The following is a 13,573-nucleotide window of genomic DNA, read 5'->3' on the forward strand; positions in this document are numbered from 1 at the left end:
CAACAAGGCTATGGGCAAGCGCTATACTGAGGAGTTGCTGGCGCTGGTGAATGGGTAAAAACTGCGAGTAAGCGAAAGGGGCGCCGGGCGCCCCCTTTTCGTACGCAGCGCGGTGCAAAAGGTGGGAGACGCTGGCGTGAAGCGCGCCCTCTGCCCTGCCGACATTTCCTACCAAGGCACGACAGTGATCTCCGGCCAATACTCCTGGGCGCGTCTGCCCTTCGCCTCATGCGTCTTCTGATTGTCCATCACCCGGTTCGGTGTGATGCGGAACGAAAAAACATCATCCAGCCCGAACGGCGCCACCAACACCAGCTGCCCGTCAGCATCGTATCGAACCCCGACGGCGTGCGTCTTCGACGCGAAATAGCAGACGGGATCGCTGGCGTTCGAATAGCGCGGGCAAGGCCACCCGAACTTCTGCGGATACCAAAGATGCACCCGCGCCTGATTGCGCACCTCGACCGGCAGCGGCAGTCCTTCGAAATGCTTCTCCGCGCGGCGAATAACGGCGTCCTCGGCCTCGTAGGAGAGGTCGCTGTCATCGAAGTAGAACAGGTCGACATCCCTGATGCCATACCCCGAAGGCTTGCCGGTCAGATGGTTCCAAACACTGTTGTAGAGCGCGCCGGAAACCACCAGCCAGTCCGGCAGGTCGAGCGTGCGAGCCCGCGCCAGCGCGTCGCGTAACAGCGGGTCGGCAAGCACGATGGCGAGAAATGCCGCGCGCTGCTCTTCAAGAGGAAGGCCCGAATAGGAGAGAGGATCCATCGCCCTTTGGAGAGCGATTCGGCAAGTATCCGCAATGCTTCGCCCATAGCGCCACCAAAGATGTGGCCAGATTGCAACGTGACCGGACCATGATGCTCGGCCTGGCCCTAAAACAGCCCCACCCTCGTCATCTGACGACTATGCGCGTCTGCCCATCTGCCGGCATGGACGATTGCTATTGGAATTTTCCACACCGGCTGGGGTAGCCTGGGCATGCAGATATCGTCGGTTTGGCCAGCAGCATCGTCGAGAGGACCGATCGACAGGGCAAAATTGACTGCGAAGTGGTTCTGGATTGCCGCGACCTTCTGCGTTCTGATCGCAGCCTCGCTCAATGCAAGTGCTGCGGCGGAGCCGATCGTGATTTCCCCGGCCACGCTGCCGGATGGGAGAGTTGGTGAGCACTATGATCGGACGCTGATGGCTTCAGGCGGAGCTGGCGGGCCATACACGTTCGCGCTCACTTCGGGGGTCACGCCGGTCTCCTTCAGCAGCGGCGGCGTCCTCTCCGGGGCAGTGATAGCCGCCCCCGGCACCTATAATTTCAGAGTCCTGGCGACAGATCAGGTCGGCAACACCGGCACACGCGACTACACGATTGTGATCGCGGACAACCCGGTCTTGATTTCGCCTGCTGCGTTGCCCGGCGGGCAGATTGGCCAGCCGTATAACCAGGCGCTGACGGCTTCGGGTGGCGCTGGCGGTCCCTACACGTTCTCGATCGTTTCGGGCTCCATGCCCGTCGCCTTCAGCAGTGCCGGCGTCCTCTCAGGGCCAGTGATAGCCGCCCCCGGCGTCTACAGTTTCAGGGTCCGGGCGACAGACCATGTCGGCAACAGCGGCGAACACGACTACACCATCGTGATCGCGGACAACCCGGTCGTCATTTCACCAGCTGCCTTGCCCGGCGCGCAGATTGGCCAGCCCTATAGCCAGGCGCTGACGGCTTCGGGTGGTGCTGGCGGCCCCTTTACGTTCTCGATCGTTTCGGGCTCCATGCCCGTCGCCTTCAGCAGTGCCGGCGTCCTCTCCGGGCCGGTCATAGCGGTCCCCGGCGTCTACAGTTTCAGGATTCGGGCGACGGACCATGTCGGCAACAACGGCGAACGCGACTACACGCTTGCGATCACCACTGGCCCGCCCATCGTAATTTCACCGGCAGCTTTGCCCAATGGCCAGGTTGGGCAGCCCTATAGCCAGATGCTGACCGCAACCGGCGGTGTGGGCGCGCCTTACACGTTTCAGCGGATCATCGGAAATCTGCCCGAAGGCGTTTCGCTCGCAACCGATGGCACACTCGGCGGCACGCCGACCGAGAGCGGATCATTTGCCTTTGCCGTCGATGTGTTCGACACCTCCGAGAACAGGGCAAGGCGCGAGTATACGCTGGACATCGCTGCGGCGCCCCGACCGACGGCGCCGTCACTGACCATGACGATCGTTGCCGGCATGTCAGCTTCGCTGCCGTTGACGCCGGGTGCTACCGGCGAACCATTCAGCGCCGCGGCGATCATGTCCAGCGCCCCCGCCGAGGGCGGCACGGCGACGCTGTCCGGCGCGCCCAACTACCTACTGACCTTCGCGTCCTCGCCGGTGTTTTCAGGCACCGTCATCGTAACGTACACACTGACCGGCCCCGGCGGCGTTTCCGATCCGGCCACGGTGACCATCACCGTCACCACGCGGCCGGACCCCTCCGACGATCCGGAGGTCGCCGGGCTGCTCAATGCCCAGGCGCAAGCGGTGCAGCAATTCGCCGCCGGGCAGACAGACAATATCAACCATCGCATGGGCGCTTTGCGAAGCGAGGCGTGCCGCAAGGCCTTTGCGAATGGGCTCGAACTGTCTGGCCAAGGCGCCGATGGCAATGCCGCCAGCGTCGACTTTCCAGACGGATCCGATTGTGGGGGCGAAGCGGCAAAGCTGGGCTTCGGCTTGTGGGCCGGCGGCCACATCGATCTCGGCCATAGTTCGCCTGATGATAGCGCGGAGCGGGACTCCGTTTCGATCAACATGACCACCGGCATCGACTACCGTTTCAACGACCGTTTCGTCGCCGGTCTGGCCGTCGGCTACTCCAGCGACGACAGCGACATTGGCGGCAATGGCACCGAGAGTTCCGGCGAGGCCTACAGCGCGACGCTCTATGCAAGCTATCGCCCGGCCGAAAACCTGTTTCTCGATGCCCTGGCCGGCTACGGTTCGTTCAGCTTCGATTCGAAGCGCTTCGTGACAAGTGTTGGCGGCTTTGCCGACGGTCAGCGTGACGGCGACCAGATTTTCGGCTCGCTGACTGCCGGTTTCGATCATAGCGTCGGCGGGCTGCGACTCACTCCGTTCGCCAGGTTGACGGCATCCTCTTCGAGCCTCGACGCGTTTACCGAAACCGGAGCAGGCATCTATTCGCTGAGCTTCGGCAAGCAGAGCGTCGACAGCCTCGGCGGCACGCTTGGCCTTGCCGGCGGCTATGACATGCCGGTGGCCCTCGGCGTCTTCACACCACGCTTCCGGTTTGAATACACTCACGAATTCTCCGGCTCGAGCGACGTCGATATCCGCTACGCGGATAGTCCGGATGGCCTTGTCTATGGCTTCCAGACGCAGCCTTTGGCGAGTGACCAGGTGATGATCGGCCTGGGCGCCGATCTGCTGCTGCACCAAGGGTTATCCATCGGGCTCGATTATCGCGGCACAATCGGCTTTCAAGACAGCTACAGCCATGCCTTTGGCCTGAGGGTCGGCGGCGGGTTCTGACCATTGCGGCAACGGCTGCTTATCCGTCCCGTAGACGGATGAGCAGCCCCATCGCTAACAGTTCAGTCGCCTTGGGCGCTACGTCCTCAGAACGCCACCGGCCTGCTTGCCGACATTCTCGACGATACGCTTGGCCAGTGCCTCGAAATCCTCGTCGGTCAGTGTCTTTTCAACCGGCTGGATCGACACTTCGATGGCGATCGATTTCTTGCCCTCGCCCAGCGAAGCGCCTTCGAAGATGTCGAAGACCGAGACGGCGGTGATGAGCTTCTTGTCGGCGGCGAGCGCCGCGCGCACCAGCGTGCCGGCCTCGACCGTTTTGTCGACGACGAAAGCGAAGTCGCGCTTGACCGCCTGGAAGGGGGACAGTTCCAGTTTCGGCTTGGTTTTCGTCGGCTTGGCCTTCGGCTCGGGCACGGCATCGACAAACACTTCGAAGCCGCACAGCGGGCCGGAAACATCGAGGCCTTCCAGCGTCTTCGGGTGGAATTCGCCGAAGGTGCCGAGCACGGTTTTCGGACCGAGCTTGATCGTGCCGGAACGGCCGGGATGATACCAGGCCGGGCCGCCGGCCTCGATCTGCAGCCGGTCGACAGGCGCACCGCAGGCTTCCAGTGCGGCGATCGCGTCGGCCTTGGCGTCGAACACGCCGACCGCACCCGAATTGCCGGCCCAGTTGCGGCCTGAGCCGTCGAGCTTGGCGGTGCCGCGGCGCACGCCGGCGGCCACGCGCCGCTGCTGGTCGGCGCCGTCGCCCTCATAGGTGCCCGAGACTTCGAACAGCGCCACGTCGCCGATGCCCTTGTCGGCATTGCGCTGGGCAGCAGCAATCAGGCCCGGCAGCAGCGACGGCCGCATGTCGGACATGTCGGCGGCGATCGGGTTGGCGAGCTTCAGCGCGGTCTGGCCGCCGCCGAACAGCTCGGCGTGCTTGGCCGGAATGAACGACCAGGTGACGGCTTCCATCATGCCGCGCACGGCAAGCGCGCGCTTGGCGGTGCGGGTACGGACCTGCAGCGTGGTGAGGATCCTTGCATTGACCGCGTCATGCGCACCGAGCGGCTGCGGTGCGATGTTGTCGACACCATGGATGCGCATGACTTCCTCGACCAGGTCTGCCTTGCCGTCGACGTCGGGGCGCCAGGACGGCACGGCGACATTGACCACATCGCCCGATCCCTCCGGCTTGAAGCCGAGGCGCGACAGGATGTCGAGGCTTTCCGCCTTGGGAACCTCGATGCCGGTCAGCCTCTTCACTTCCGAAAGCGGGAAGGAAACGATCTTCGACTTGTGGCCGGCATAACCGACGACTTCCATTTCGGTCGGCGTGCCGCCGCAGAAATCGAGCACCAGTTTCGTTGCCAGCTCGACGCCGGGAACCATGAATTCGGGGTCCACCCCGCGCTCGAAACGGTAACGCGCGTCGGTGATGATGCCGAGCGTGCGGCCGGTGCGCGCCGTGGTGATCGGATCCCAAAGGGCGGATTCGATCAGCACATCTGATGTGTTCTCGTCGCAGCCCGAATGCTCGCCGCCCATGATGCCGGCGATGGACTCGACGCCGTTGTCATCCGCGATGACGCACATTTCCGGCGTCAGCGTGTATTCGCGGCCATCGAGCGCCTGCACCTTTTCACCATCGCGCGCGCGGCGCACGACGAGATTGCCGGCAACCTTGCTGGCGTCGAACACATGCAGCGGGCGGCCGCGGTCGAAGGTGACGTAATTGGTGATGTCGACCAGCGCGCTGATCGGCCTCAGCCCGATGGCGATCAGCCGCTGCTGCAGCCATTTTGGCGACGGCCCATTCTTGACGCCCTTGACCAGCCTGAGCGCGAAGCCGGGACAGAGCTCCGGCGCTTCGATCGTTACCTTGACCGGACACATGCCGTTGCCGACATGCGGCATGATGGCGCCGCCGACGAGGCGGCCAAGCCCGCTCGCCGCCAGATCCCTGGCGATGCCGTAGACGCTGGTCGCATCCGGCCGGTTCGGCGTCAAATTGATCTCGATGACCGGATCGTCGATGTGCGCATAGGCAGCGAAGCTGGTGCCGACAGGCGCATCCTCAGGCAGGTCGATGATGCCGTTGTGCTCGTCGGACAGTTCCAGCTCGCGCTCGGAACACATCATGCCATGGCTTTCGACCCCCCTGATCTTGCCGACCGTCAGCGTCACGTCGATGCCGGGCACATAGGTGCCGGGCGCGGCAAAGGCGCCGATCAGGCCGGCCCGCGCATTGGGCGCGCCGCAGACGACCTGCACGGGTGGCTTGCCGTTGCCCGTATCGACGGTCAGCACGCGCAGCCGGTCGGCATCGGGGTGCTGCACCGCCGTCAACACCCTGGCTATGACGAAGGGTTTCAGGCTCGACTTGTCGTCGACATGCTCGACTTCGAGGCCGATCGAGGTCAGCCGCTCGACGATCTCGTCAAGCGTGGCGTCGGTCTCTAGGTGGTCCTTGAGCCAGGAGAGGGTGAATTTCATGGGACTGTTCCGTCTGGTCTTTTGACGCTTGTTTTCAGATGTCTCGGCAGGTCGTCGGATATATGCAGGAAGGCAAGCTGTTCGCTGACATAGGCATGCTGCGTCGGCTCAAAATCGGCCGGCGCATCCATGGCGCCGAGCATGAAGTAGATGTCGTCCTCCAGCCGCTCGTCGACATAGGCGATGGGTGAGCCGCAGGTGCCGCAGAAGGAGCGCGTCACCGGGCCGTTCTCATACATCTTCAGCGCCTTGCCGGTGAACGCGACCTGATCGACCAGGAAGCCGACAAAGGCCGACATCGGCGCGCCGCTGGCCCGCCGGCAATCGCCGCAATGGCAATAGCTGACGTGATGCGGTTCGACTGATGCCTCGAACCGCACGGCGCCGCAGCGGCAGCCGCCGGCATAGGGCGCTGTCATGCGCTCAGGCCTCCGAACAGCGTCGGCATGTCGAGCGGCCTGAACCCGTAATGCGACAGCCAGCGCACGTCGGCATCGAAGAAGGCGCGCAGGTCCGGCATGCCGTATTTCAGCATGGCGATACGGTCTATGCCCATCCCCCAGGCAAAGCCCTGATATTCGTCCGGATCGAGCCCGCCATGGCGCAGCACGTTGGGGTGCACCATGCCGCAGCCGAGGATCTCCATCCAGTCGGAGCCTTCGCCGAAGCGCACTTCGCCGGGCCTGGAGCGGTCACACTGGATATCGACCTCGAGGCTCGGTTCGGTGAACGGGAAGAAGGACGGCCGGAAGCGCATCTTGACCTGCGGCACCTCGAAGAAGGCCTTGCAGAACTCCTCCAGCACCCACTTCATGTTGGCGACGTTGGCCGTCTTGTCGATCACCAGCCCCTCGACCTGATGGAACATCGGCGAGTGGGTGGCATCCGAATCCTGCCGGTAGGTCTTGCCCGGAATGACGATGCGGATCGGCGGCTTCTTCGTCTCCATGGTGCGGATCTGCACCGGCGAAGTGTGGGTGCGCAGAAGCTTGCGCTCGCCCTTCTCGTCCGGCTGGAAGAAGAAGGTGTCGTGCATCTCGCGCGCCGGATGGCCTTCTGGGAAATTCAGCGCGGTGAAATTGTAGTAATCGGTCTCGATATCGGGACCTTCGGCGATGGAAAATCCGAGGTCGCCGAAGATCGCCGCAATCTCGTCGATGACCTGGCTGATCGGGTGTATACGGCCGCGCTCAGCCGGCGACTGCCGCACCGGCAGCGTCACATCGACCTTTTCGGCGGCGAGGCGCACGGTGATCGCCACATCTTTCAACTCGGCCTTGCGCGCCGTCAGCGCATCTGTGACGCGGTTCTTGAGTCCGTTGATTGCGGGGCCTTTGACCTGACGCTCCTCGGCGGTCATGGCGCCAAGGGTCTTCAGCATCTCGGACACGGCGCCCTTCTTGCCGAAAGCAGCGATGCGCACGGCCTCGATGGCCGGCTCATCGGCGGCCGAGGCGATTTCGGCCAGAAGTGAGTTTTCAAGCGTATCCAGGCCAGTGGTTGCGTCGTTCACGGTCAAAACTCGCTACGTTGGAAATCAGCTCTAAGTGAAAGTCACTTTTAAGTTGAAGTTCAGGCAAAAGAAAAACCCGCGCCAGCCGTGCCAGCGCGGGTTCCCCAAATCAGAATTGCGAATGCTTGGGAAGCGCTGGTCTTAGGCGACAGCGCTTTCAAAAGCGTTCGGCGTGGTGTTCTTCAGATATTCGAGCGCCACCTTGGCCTTGGCGACCAGGGCTGCGAAAGCCTGCGGCTCATGGATGGCCATGTCCGACAGGATCTTGCGATCGATCTCGATGCCCGACTTGTTGAGGCCGTCGATGAAACGGCCATAGGTCAGGCCATGCTCGTGCGTCGCGGCGTTGATGCGCTGGATCCACAGCGCGCGGAACGAGCGCTTGCGGTTCTTGCGGTCGCGGTAAGCGTACTGCAGCGACTTTTCCACCGCCTGCTTGGCGATGCGGATGGTGTTCTTGCGGCGGCCGTAGAAGCCTTTCGCGGCTTTCAGGACCTTCTTGTGCTTGGCGTGCGAGGTGACGCCTCTTTTTACGCGTGCCATGTCATGATCTCCTTAAAAGCAATTCCAGGAAAAGTGCCTTGCGGTTTTCCGTTCGGAATTGCGTAAAACAAATGCGTGTCCAGACCGAATGCCTTATTTGAGCGGGATGTTATCCAAAAAGTCTGCAACTTTTTGGCATCACGCCTTAGAGGCCGTTCGGCAGAAAATTCTTGATGACCTTCTTGCCATCCGGTTCAGCCAGAACCATCGTGCCGCGGGCATTTCGAATGAACTTGTTGGAACGCTTGATCATGCCGTGACGCTTGCCGGCAGCAGCCGACAGGACTTTACCCGTACCTGTGATCTTGAACCGCTTCTTGGCGGCCGATTTGGTCTTCATCTTGGGCATTTTGCTACTCCGTATTGTTGGCGCACTATCGCGCTTCTTGTTCGCTTCGGGCCGACCAAAGCCCGAAAAGCAAATGAAACCGCCACGGCATGCCCTGCCGGGCGGTTTTCTTGAACGGCGGTCCTATACGTTAAAGACGGCCCGCGCGCAACACCTGTGGAGATGCGGCGCTGTGTCCTTGGTCAGGGCAGCGTGAACCAGACCGGCAACATGCCTGACAGCTGGGCTCCGTCTATCAATTCGAAGGCCGGCAGGGCGATGAGAAACACCAGGCCGTCGAGCAGCGTGGTCAGCAGCAGGCGGGGCTTGAAGCTGCCCGTATCGCCCTCCTGGTAGAGCGACAGCTTCGGGAAGAAGCGCGGCACCTTCTCCAGATAGGCCTGGTACGGCGCGCCGAGCGCTTCCTTGAGGAACTTCTCTTCGCGCAGGATGACGATGTGGAAGGCACCCGCGCACAGCAGCGCAAAGAGAATGATGCCGGAGAACGAGCCGATCTGCGCACCGACGCCGGCCGCGGCTACGGTCGAGAACACATAGAGCGGGTTGCGGGTTATCGAGTAGGGCCCACCGGTCACCACCTCGGAAGATTTGCGCCCGCCTATGTAGAGCGTCGCCCAAAGGCGCCCGACGATGCCGAGGAAAATCAGCAGCACGCCGAACATTTCGATCGACTCATGCACCCAGGTTTCAGGCGGAAAACTTGATTGGCCGAACAGCAGTGCCAGAAACAGCACCACCACCAGCACCGCAAGCACCATGCGGCGCATATGCTGATAGCCGCCCAGCCCGTGTGCCTCGACGGGCGCAGACTTGATTTCATTGACCATGGCGGAATCCGATCGTCGAAAAATTTGCCGGCGATCGCAGCTTCTGGCCAAGAAAACAGGGCCTCGCCGATCGTTGGGATGACTTGCAGGATAATTCAGGCGGATTTAATGCACGTCGCCTTTTTTGACTGCCTACCGCCGCTCAATACAGCCAGAAGAGGACGGGAATTACACCGCTTTCCTGTCCGGACTCGATGAGTTCGAAAAACGGTATGGAAACCAGAAACATCAAGCTGTCGCGCAGCGTGTGATTGAAGATGCGCGGTGTGAAGGTGACCTCGGCCTGATCGCGATAAAGTCGGGGATTGGGAAAAAAGCGCGGCACCCGTGCGACGTAGTCCTTGTACGGCGCCCCGAGCACGGTCGTCAAATGCCGTTCCTCGCGCAGCGTGACGATGTGGAACGCGGCCGCGCACAAAACCGCCGACGCTACCGCGACGATCGCGCTGCCGGTCTGGGTGCCGATGCCGACGGCTGCTACGGTGGAGAAAAAATACAGCGGGTTGCGCATCACCGAATATGGGCCGGTTGCAACCACTTCGGCCGACTTGCGGCCGCCGATATAGAGGATCGACCAGAGCCGGCCGCCGATCCCGATCAGTATCAGGGCGATCCCGTGCGCCTCTATGCGTTCGTGGGTTAGTTCATCGTGCGGGGAGCCGCCGAAGATCAGCAAAGCGCAAAAAGCACCGATTAGCAGCGCCAGCAGGACGCGCCGGCGCCGCTGATAGCGACCCATTTCACTCGTAGAACGTGCCGCAGCGGTCATGGCAGAATCCTTTTGCCGCGAGGACCGGCAACCAGAATCCTTGTCGATGCAACTTGCGGAGAAATCATGGCGAAGACAAAACAAACAAAAGGCCGCCGAAGCGGCCTTTGCTTTTGACGGGGATCGCTCTAGCGCGGCGACAGCACCATCATCATCTGGCGGCCTTCGAGCTTCGGTTCCGCCTCGACCTTGGCGATCGTCGCCACTTCCTCGCGGACCTTGTTCAGAAGCTGCATGCCGAGTTCCATATGCGCCATCTCGCGGCCACGGAAGCGCAGCGTCAGCTTGACCTTGTCGCCTTCCTCGAAGAAGCGGCGAACCGCCTTCATCTTGGTCTCGTAGTCATGGCTGTCGATGTTCGGGCGCATCTTGATCTCCTTGATCTCGATGACCTTCTGGTTCTTGCGCGCCTCGGCCGCCTTCTTCTGGTTGGCGTATTTCAGTTTGCCGAGATCGAGTATCTTGACGACGGGGGGCACCGCATTGGGCGATATCTCGACGAGATCGAGCCCAGCCTCTTCGGCGAGCAGCAATGCGTCGTTGATGGAAACATCGCCGCGGTTCTGGCCTTCGGCGTCGATAAGCTGGACCCGGGGAACCCGGATGTCACGGTTGGAGCGCGGGCCATCCTTGGTCGGCGCCGCTGCTTTGAAAGGTCTGCGAATGGTCGTGGTCTCCTTGGCCGTTTCGTTCAGGGTCTGTCAGTGTTGATGCATGGACGCGCCAATGTGGTGAGCGCGCGGGCGGAGTCAATAGCACAGCATTGACAGAAAATCACCCTGATCGCTGCTCTGCACCAAACAAACAACATCGTGAGCACTTTTCGCCACGCCACCGTCCGTGTCACAAGACCGGCGTTGAGGAAAAGCCATGACTGCCACGCCCCCAATCTTTCTGGATGTAGATGGATCGCGCATCGCGGTGCGCCATACTGCTGGCTCTGCGCCAGGCATCGTCTGGCTCGGCGGCTACAAGTCGGACATGCTGGGCACGAAAGCTCAGACGCTGTCGGACTGGGCGGCAAGCGAGGGCCGAGCCTTCCTGCGCCACGATTATTCCGGCCATGGCGAATCCGGCGGCGCCTTCGCCGACGGCACGATTTCGACATGGCTTGCACAAAGCCTTGCCGTGTTCCGGCATTTCACCCGGGGCAGCCAGATCCTGGTCGGCTCCTCGATGGGCGCCTGGATCGCGCTGCGCATGGTGCAGGAATTGCGCAAGGCAGGCGATAGCAACGTCGCCGGCCTGGTGCTGCTGGCGCCGGCCCCGGATTTCACCGCCGAACTGGTCGAACCGGTGCTGACCAAGGCGCAGAAGCGCGATCTCGCCAAAAAAGGGTTCTTCGAAGAGCCGTCGGACTATTCCACGGAACCCTACATCTACACCCGCGCGCTGATCGAGGACGGGCGCGACAACCTGACAATGACAGGCCCGATCGACACCCATTGCCCGGTGCACATCCTGCAGGGCCTGGCCGATGCAGATGTGCCGGCAAGCCATGCGCTGAAGCTGGTCAGCCTGCTGCCCGCCGACGACGTGACACTGTCACTGATCCCCGACGGCGACCATCGCCTGTCGCGACCGCAGGATCTCGACATGCTGGTTAGGGCTGTCGATGCGATGGCGCAGAGGGGAAACTGATGCGCCTTTCCATCCCGATATCCGCCTTCGTCGCGGCGATCGTCGGCTTCGGCGGCACGCTGGCCATCGTCATCGCCGCCGCCACCGCAGTCGGTGCGACGCAGATCGAGACGGCAAGCTGGGTGACGACGATCTGCCTGGCCATGGCGATCGAGAGCCTGTGGCTGTCATGGCGCACGAAAATGCCTGTCATCACCGCCTGGTCGACGCCGGGCCTGGCGCTGATCGCGGCATCGAGCGGCTTTTCGATGAGCGAGGCCGTCGCCGCCTTCATCGTCACCGGCGTCCTTCTGATCGCCACAGGGCTGTTTCGGCCCCTGACCAAGCTGATCTCGAGGATACCGCCCTCCGTTGCCTCGGGCATGCTGGCCGGCATCGTCGTCACCTTCGCGCTCAATGCGGTGAAAACCATTCCAATCGACCCGTGGCTGATCCTGCCGCTGATCGCTGCCTTCTTCGTTATCAGGCTGTTCAACCCGGCGCTGTCGGTGCTGGCGGTTCTGATCGGCGGTGGCCTCGCCGCTTTCCTCACCGGCCGTGTCGGTGGCCTGCCGACACCGGAACTGTCGACGCTGACGCTGATTGCGCCTGACTTCACCACCAAGGCGGTGATCGGCCTGGCACTGCCGCTCTACCTCGTCACCATGGCGTCGCAAAACCTGTCCGGCCTCGCCGTGCTGCGCGCCGCCGGCTATCACCCGGAGCCCGGCCCGCTGATCGGCGTCACGGGCCTGTTTTCGTTGCTGTCGGCGCCGTTCGGCGGCTCGACGACCAATCTGGCGGCGATCTCGGCGGCGATCTGCACCGGACCGGACGTCCACCCCGATCCCGCCGAGCGCTGGAAGACCGGGCCGTTCTATGCGCTCGCCTATCTCATCTTTGCGATTTTCGGCGCTTCGCTGGTGGCGATCTTCGCGGTGCTGCCGCAGAGCCTGATCGTGCTGGTGGCAGGCCTGGCGCTGATGGCGTCGCTCGCCAACGCGCTGTCTATCGCGCTGAAGGAAGAGGCGGATCGCATGGCCGCCACCGTCACCTTTGTCGTCACCGCGTCGGGTCTGACGCTGTTCGGCGTTGGCGCCGCATTCTGGGGCCTGATTGCCGGGCTGGTCGTGCTTTTCCTCGATATGATCAAAAAGCGATAATCATTTCAGATGCTTGTCCGGATTTGGCGGACATTGTCTTGAATCGCCGTTTTTCTCTTCCCATTTCGATTCCACGCAGCCCGGATTTGGCTGTCTCCAACCGAAGGAATGGGAGAAAATGAACGCATCCGCATTGATCCGTCCGGCCTGGACGCCGGCAACCATCGCGTTGATGGTTGTAGGTTTCATGGTGTTCTGGCCACTCGGCTTCGCCATGCTCGCCTACATCATCTGGGGCGACCGCCTCGATGGCTTCAAGCGTGACGTCAACCGCGCGACCGACGGCATCTTCGCCGGCTGCCGCCGCGGTTCCGACAAGGCCGCGCGCTGGGGCAATGGCTCCGCCCGCACCGGCAACGTCGCTTTCGACGACTGGCGCGAAAAGGAACTTGAGCGGCTGAACGAAGAGCGCCGCAAGCTCGACGAGATGCTGACCCAGTTCGACGAGTATGCCCGCGAATTGCGCCGCGCCAAGGACCAGGACGAGTTCGACCGGTTCATGGCCAACCGCAACAAGTCGACGGCTCCGACGAAGACCGATCCAAGCACCGGAACGACGACCACCAAGCGTGGCAAGGGCTCGAACCTGCTTGACGACTGAGGCCAAGCGACTGGCCACATCGTGAAAAAACGGCGTCGCGCGAGCGGCGCCGTTTCTTTTTTGTTCTAGTCGTTTTTCTCGAATCGCGTATCGTCCCGCCATGACTCTCGGCTTCTTTCGCAATCTGACAAAGCCCAAGCCCACGCCTGTCGTGGAGCGCGAATATTGCGTCGCCG

At 62.3% G+C, this 13,573-nt stretch carries 13 protein-coding genes; 4 read left to right on the top strand and 9 right to left on the bottom strand.

The window, feature by feature from the left end:
- Positions 1-168: 168 nt before the first annotated feature.
- A complete protein-coding gene (locus EN906_RS07310) occupies positions 169-771 on the bottom strand; it encodes a nucleotidyltransferase family protein (protein ID WP_127266809.1) in 603 nt (200 codons plus the stop codon).
- 273 nt (positions 772-1,044) lie between these two features.
- On the opposite strand from EN906_RS07310, the gene EN906_RS07315 reads away from it, so the two are divergent.
- Complete coding sequence (locus EN906_RS07315) at positions 1,045-3,525, top strand: autotransporter domain-containing protein (RefSeq protein WP_164748778.1); 2,481 nt, start codon at positions 1,045-1,047, stop codon at positions 3,523-3,525.
- 78 nt (positions 3,526-3,603) lie between these two features.
- On the opposite strand, the gene pheT is transcribed toward EN906_RS07315, so the two are convergent.
- The 8 genes from pheT to infC form a co-directional block, all read right to left on the bottom strand.
- The gene (gene pheT, locus EN906_RS07320; RefSeq protein ID WP_127266807.1) at positions 3,604-6,012 is read right to left on the bottom strand and encodes a phenylalanine--tRNA ligase subunit beta; all 2,409 of its coding nucleotides are present in this window, start codon (positions 6,010-6,012) and stop codon (positions 3,604-3,606) included.
- Positions 6,009-6,431, bottom strand: a complete 423-nt coding sequence (locus tag EN906_RS07325) for a GFA family protein (protein WP_127266806.1) — start codon at positions 6,429-6,431, stop codon at positions 6,009-6,011. The genes pheT and EN906_RS07325 overlap by 4 nt, the downstream gene beginning before the upstream one ends.
- Positions 6,428-7,525, bottom strand: coding sequence for a phenylalanine--tRNA ligase subunit alpha (gene pheS, locus EN906_RS07330; protein ID WP_127266805.1), 1,098 nt, complete (start codon positions 7,523-7,525; stop codon positions 6,428-6,430). The genes EN906_RS07325 and pheS overlap by 4 nt, the downstream gene beginning before the upstream one ends.
- Before the next feature lie 141 nt (positions 7,526-7,666).
- Positions 7,667-8,068, bottom strand: a complete 402-nt coding sequence (gene rplT, locus EN906_RS07335; RefSeq protein ID WP_013528310.1) for a 50S ribosomal protein L20 — start codon at positions 8,066-8,068, stop codon at positions 7,667-7,669.
- 145 nt (positions 8,069-8,213) lie between these two features.
- Positions 8,214-8,417 carry a 50S ribosomal protein L35 gene (gene rpmI / locus EN906_RS07340; protein ID WP_006201248.1) on the bottom strand — a complete coding sequence of 68 codons (204 nt, stop codon included), beginning with the start codon at positions 8,415-8,417 and terminating at the stop codon, positions 8,214-8,216.
- Positions 8,418-8,599: 182 nt separating this feature from the next.
- Complete coding sequence (locus EN906_RS07345) at positions 8,600-9,244, bottom strand: isoprenylcysteine carboxylmethyltransferase family protein (protein WP_127266804.1); 645 nt, start codon at positions 9,242-9,244, stop codon at positions 8,600-8,602.
- 142 nt (positions 9,245-9,386) lie between these two features.
- Complete coding sequence (locus EN906_RS07350) at positions 9,387-10,013, bottom strand: isoprenylcysteine carboxylmethyltransferase family protein (RefSeq protein ID WP_127266803.1); 627 nt, start codon at positions 10,011-10,013, stop codon at positions 9,387-9,389.
- A gap of 128 nt (positions 10,014-10,141) precedes the next feature.
- Positions 10,142-10,678, bottom strand: a complete 537-nt coding sequence (gene infC / locus EN906_RS07355; RefSeq protein ID WP_013528312.1) for a translation initiation factor IF-3 — start codon at positions 10,676-10,678, stop codon at positions 10,142-10,144.
- Between the two features lie 205 nt (positions 10,679-10,883).
- On the opposite strand from infC, the gene EN906_RS07360 reads away from it, so the two are divergent.
- From EN906_RS07360 to EN906_RS07370, 3 genes are all read left to right on the top strand, one after another.
- Entirely contained in the window at positions 10,884-11,654 is a 771-nt protein-coding gene (locus EN906_RS07360) for an alpha/beta hydrolase (RefSeq protein WP_127266802.1), read from the top strand.
- Positions 11,654-12,796 (top strand): benzoate/H(+) symporter BenE family transporter, encoded by a 1,143-nt coding sequence (locus EN906_RS07365; RefSeq protein ID WP_127266801.1) that lies wholly within the window; start codon positions 11,654-11,656, stop codon positions 12,794-12,796. The genes EN906_RS07360 and EN906_RS07365 overlap by 1 nt, the downstream gene beginning before the upstream one ends.
- Before the next feature lie 118 nt (positions 12,797-12,914).
- Positions 12,915-13,397: a DUF2852 domain-containing protein gene (locus tag EN906_RS07370; protein ID WP_127266800.1), complete on the top strand. Its 483-nt coding sequence runs from the start codon at positions 12,915-12,917 to the stop codon at positions 13,395-13,397.
- The last annotated feature ends 176 nt before the right edge of the window (positions 13,398-13,573 follow it).

It is taken from the genome of Mesorhizobium sp. M7A.F.Ca.CA.004.06.1.1 (assembly GCF_003999135.1).
In the GTDB taxonomy this organism is placed as follows: Bacteria; Pseudomonadota; Alphaproteobacteria; order Rhizobiales; family Rhizobiaceae; genus Mesorhizobium.

Excerpts from the sequence above, each read along its gene's own strand:
- EN906_RS07310 (WP_127266809.1), bottom strand. The coding sequence starts at position 771 with ATGGATCCTCTCTCCTATTCGGGCCTTCCTCTTGAAGAGCAGCGCGCG.
- pheT (WP_127266807.1), bottom strand. The coding sequence starts at position 6,012 with ATGAAATTCACCCTCTCCTGGCTCAAGGACCACCTAGAGACCGACGCC.
- EN906_RS07325 (WP_127266806.1), bottom strand. The coding sequence starts at position 6,431 with ATGACAGCGCCCTATGCCGGCGGCTGCCGCTGCGGCGCCGTGCGGTTC.
- rplT (WP_013528310.1), bottom strand. The coding sequence starts at position 8,068 with ATGGCACGCGTAAAAAGAGGCGTCACCTCGCACGCCAAGCACAAGAAG.
- rpmI (WP_006201248.1), bottom strand. The coding sequence starts at position 8,417 with ATGCCCAAGATGAAGACCAAATCGGCCGCCAAGAAGCGGTTCAAGATC.
- EN906_RS07345 (WP_127266804.1), bottom strand. The coding sequence starts at position 9,244 with ATGGTCAATGAAATCAAGTCTGCGCCCGTCGAGGCACACGGGCTGGGC.
- EN906_RS07350 (WP_127266803.1), bottom strand. The coding sequence starts at position 10,013 with ATGACCGCTGCGGCACGTTCTACGAGTGAAATGGGTCGCTATCAGCGG.
- EN906_RS07360 (WP_127266802.1), top strand. The coding sequence starts at position 10,884 with ATGACTGCCACGCCCCCAATCTTTCTGGATGTAGATGGATCGCGCATC.
- EN906_RS07365 (WP_127266801.1), top strand. The coding sequence starts at position 11,654 with ATGCGCCTTTCCATCCCGATATCCGCCTTCGTCGCGGCGATCGTCGGC.
- EN906_RS07370 (WP_127266800.1), top strand. The coding sequence starts at position 12,915 with ATGAACGCATCCGCATTGATCCGTCCGGCCTGGACGCCGGCAACCATC.